The 3,796-nt window shown below is 29.5% G+C and carries 4 protein-coding genes; all 4 read right to left on the bottom strand.

Going from position 1 to position 3,796, the window contains the following annotated elements; genetic code table 11:
- Window positions 1–70: 70 nt before the first annotated feature.
- From AVBRAN9331_RS09575 to AVBRAN9331_RS09560, 4 genes are read right to left on the bottom strand one after another with little or no spacing between them, the layout of a single operon-like run.
- Window positions 71–1,273, bottom strand: coding sequence for a hypothetical protein (locus AVBRAN9331_RS09575; RefSeq protein WP_336612911.1), 1,203 nt, complete (start codon window positions 1,271–1,273; stop codon window positions 71–73).
- Between the two features lie 9 nt (window positions 1,274–1,282).
- Window positions 1,283–2,665 carry a hypothetical protein gene (locus AVBRAN9331_RS09570; protein ID WP_336612910.1) on the bottom strand — a complete coding sequence of 461 codons (1,383 nt, stop codon included), beginning with the start codon at window positions 2,663–2,665 and terminating at the stop codon, window positions 1,283–1,285.
- Window positions 2,659–3,279, bottom strand: coding sequence for a penicillin-binding protein activator LpoB (lpoB, locus tag AVBRAN9331_RS09565; protein WP_214118878.1), 621 nt, complete (start codon window positions 3,277–3,279; stop codon window positions 2,659–2,661). The genes AVBRAN9331_RS09570 and lpoB overlap by 7 nt, the downstream gene beginning before the upstream one ends.
- A 9-nt stretch (window positions 3,280–3,288) precedes the next feature.
- The gene (locus tag AVBRAN9331_RS09560) at window positions 3,289–3,663 is read right to left on the bottom strand and encodes a DUF1425 domain-containing protein (RefSeq protein ID WP_214118876.1); all 375 of its coding nucleotides are present in this window, start codon (window positions 3,661–3,663) and stop codon (window positions 3,289–3,291) included.
- Window positions 3,664–3,796: the final 133 nt, after the last annotated feature.

Raw genomic sequence — 3,796 nt, 5'->3', positions numbered from 1 at the left:
TTAATGGCGTATAAAGATAATAAGAATTTGTATGATAAAAGAATTTGAATAAATCAAATTCTTTTTATTTTTAAAATATAAATCCACCACCTTGAACCGGTGTTATATCTTTTACATCTTTTCCATTTGCATCATTGCTTGTAGAGTTATTGCCAATATTTTTAAATCTACAAATATCGCCTTTATTTGCATTACCTTCTAATATTTTTGCATAGCTTGTTTTAGCATTTGCATTAGTTACTTGCACTAAAGCACTAAAAATTTCTTCGTAGCCGTTTAGCTCTTTTGTGTAACTATCATAGATTTTATCGCCTTTTTTATAGCATTCTAGTTGTGTATTTATAGGTAGGCTTTGAGTAAAAACTGCTTGATTATTGCTGATTTTTTCTATTTTTGGCGGATAAATAGCAGCTTGAGTGTTTAATACAATAGTGCTTGCAATATTGTTTAAAATGCTATCATAATCTTTAGATTTTATATCAAGGCTTATGCTATCAGCAAATCTTATTTGTCTAGTTGCAAATGTAATAACTTGATAATTTATACTAACACTTACTTTAGAACTACTACCACTGCCAATAATTGAGTAATTTTTATTAATTGTATTAACATCGCTTATGGTGTAAAGCAATATATAATCAGTGCCTAGATTTTGACCTAATTTTAAGGCTTCATCTTTATTTGCGTCATTTAAAATTATATCTCTTTCAACAGCTAATGCTTCTCCTGCTTGTCTATCCAATAAATCAAATTTACGAGTTTTGTGGATATTGCTTTCTATTTTAAACCTTAAATCTCTTAATATTTGTTCGCTATCTCTTCCTAATAAAGAAAAATTATTCGGACTTAGAGCAGGTGCTACGATGATTTTTCTTCTATCGTTTTTCATTCCGGCTAGTTCGTATTTTTTTGAAACTGCTGTTTTTTGAATACTTACGACTACTCTAAATCCATCTTCTGTTTTTGTATTTTCTATAACTTCAAAAGAGCTAAAGCGACCATTTGTTGCTTTGCTAATTTTTTGATTAAATAAAGCATTAATGTTTGTTCCGTCTGCACTTGATTCTAATTGTGTTTGACTAAAAGAATTACTAGCTTTAATATATGCACCATTTAGCTTAGTAACAGCTTGTGCTAATGCATTATCAACGGCTTCGCTATAAGTAATGCCGTAGCCTTCTCCGGTAGCAGTTTTTGTGCTAGTTGTAGTTACTACTTTAGCATTTAGGCTTACTAAAAATAAGCCTAAAAAAATAATTAATATCTTTTTCATAATTTAATCCTAGAAATCATCAACTTCTACATTTTTAGAGCGAATTACTTTTGAAGTATTTGTTGGTGGTGTTATTGCTTGTGTAGGTTTTAAACCACTTTTTGATTCATGAACGCTTGCAGGCGAATAATATACCATCACTCCTGTTACACCTTGCTCACCTTTTGTTTTTCTCCAATTATTTACAATTTTTGTGCCAATTAGTTTCATACTTGCACTAGCACTCATATTTTCTTGGAATACTGTTGAAATAGCATTTTCTTCTACTAAACCACCTGTTTGCTCATCAATGCCATCTTTGCTCTTAACTTCAACTGCTACTTTTTCCATAGCTCTTTGAACTGTTCTTTCTCTTTCTTTTGTGCTAATTTGAGTTCCTATAAACATAGCTAGATTTTGCTCTGCTTTCATTTGTGCAACTTTAATAGCGTTTTCAGCTTTTCTATCTGCAAATTTACCTTTATTTTCATAGTTTTTCATACCATAAGAAATTAATGCTGGTTGGCAATTTTCATCATAGAAAAATGTAAGCCCTAATTTTGAAAGTGGGGTTTTAATACTATTTGCTAATTCTCTTGCATTTTTGCATTGTTCTTTTTTAGCTGTTGGTTTTGCTAAATATCCACCTTTTAAAGCTTCTGCTAATTCTATTGATTTAGGTGATATATAAGCTACTAGACCAACTTGGTCATAGCCATTTTTACCTTTTACAATATAATTTTCATAAGGAATTAAACCATTTACAGCACCAAATGCTGTTTTAAGCGATTCTGTTTTAAAATCTTGAGAGTTTTTGATTTTTTCAGCTTTATAAATTAACTCTTGTTCTTTTATAGCATCATCTCCTACGATTTTTTTAATTAGTGCATTTATAATGTTTTCTGCTGTTCTGTTTTTTTCTTTTTGACTTTTAATTTCTTGCTCTATTAATTTATCAATATCAGCATCACTTAAATCATCGCCATAACCACTTAAAATAGCTTTTGTTTGATAAATGCCGTATTTTTCCATAACGATTTTTGCTTTTAATCTTAAAAATGCTTCACTATAAGCACTTGCTAAATAATCATAGTATTTTGGGTCTTCTCTAAATACAGGAATTGGAATAGCAGGAGAAATGAAAGCTTCTCTTCCACTTGCTTTATCTTCTATTTGTTCTGCTACTTCACTCATCATTCTTAAAATATCATTTTCATCATCAACAAAGCCATTGTTTTCATCGCTAATTGGCAACACTTCATCAACTGAAGGTTTTATATTTTGACTTACAACACTTTCTTCTTTTGGTGTTGTTACTTCATTAACTACTTCTTGATTTTTAGTTTCTTCTGCAAATGCTCCAATACTTAAAATACCTGCTAATACAGAACTTAACAATACTTTTTTTACCATGCTACACTCCTATTTGAACCAAGTTTATTAATTTTTATTTCATCTTCCCAAATTGCTAAGCCATTATCAAGATTTGTAACCGTCATTTGGAAATAATAATCAACTCTTTGAGAATCACTAAAAGTTCCTTTAATTCTAGTATTTCTTTGAATTATTTTACCGCTTAAAGACCTATTTGCACTTAATATTGTGCCTTTTTTAGCGATTGTTTTTTGATTAAATTCGTCATTATCTCTTAATTCTCTTGTAGCGTGGGTCATATTATCCTCAGCCCCATTAGCTCCAATTGCTGTTGTTACATAAACACGACCAGAATTAAGTAAAGCAATTCTTATTTTTTTAGTAAGAATATCTGTATCAAAATGTTGCATTGTATCATTAGTAATCCTACTCATTACAAGAATATGGCGTTCGTTTGGATTTGAAGTAGCAAAAACAGGGCTTGCTAACATAGAATTAATCAAATCTCTTGCCGCATTTTGTAAATCTATATCATCAATACCTAGTGAAACAGGCTGATTTTTGCCATTATTTACTTCATCAACGACATAACTTGGTGCAGCTGCACAAGCTCCTAAACTTAGTGCTAAAGCCAGTGTGTAGTATTTTTTCATTTTGTCTCCTTAATTAAATTTGTTAATTTTTATTTTGTAATTATGTGCGTTTGCTGGAGCACCTAATTTTATATATTTTGTTTCTTTTGGTTGTAGTGTTAGCTCTTTTTTAGCTAAACCTAAATTATCAACATGCATACCATTATCATAAAACCAATCTTGTGAGTATTTAAGATTTAGTTCATTATTGCTTATATTAGTAAGTTCAATACTAATTATTAGGTTATTAAAATCATTATTGCTTCTTTCTTCGCATTTTAGAATTTTATTTAAATCTTCATCTAAATAGCTTACATTAAAGCATTGATTGTTTTTGATTACATTTGCATTGTTAGCACACGAACATAAAAATACAGCAAAAGCTGTTAAGATATATTTTTTCATTTTTTTACCTTTCTTCAAATATTGTTATATATTCAGTTCCTATTGTAGGAATTTTTACAAGTATTACATAATGTTTATTTATATCTAATTCTTGTGAAAATAGTGTTTGAGAATTTGGACTTGCAATATTTAT

It is taken from the genome of Campylobacter sp. RM9331, assembly GCF_020137685.1.
Classification (GTDB): Bacteria; Campylobacterota; Campylobacteria; order Campylobacterales; family Campylobacteraceae; genus Campylobacter_E.
The sequence above is the reverse complement of the archived record's forward strand: the minus strand, read 5'-3'. Positions and strand labels throughout refer to the sequence as shown.

What these genes read in the sequence shown, in the direction of transcription:
- AVBRAN9331_RS09575 (WP_336612911.1), bottom strand. Translation starts at nt 1,273, where the DNA reads ATGAAAAAGATATTAATTATTTTTTTAGGCTTATTTTTAGTAAGCCTA.
- AVBRAN9331_RS09570 (WP_336612910.1), bottom strand. Translation starts at nt 2,665, where the DNA reads ATGGTAAAAAAAGTATTGTTAAGTTCTGTATTAGCAGGTATTTTAAGT.
- lpoB (WP_214118878.1), bottom strand. Translation starts at nt 3,279, where the DNA reads ATGAAAAAATACTACACACTGGCTTTAGCACTAAGTTTAGGAGCTTGT.
- AVBRAN9331_RS09560 (WP_214118876.1), bottom strand. Translation starts at nt 3,663, where the DNA reads ATGAAAAAATATATCTTAACAGCTTTTGCTGTATTTTTATGTTCGTGT.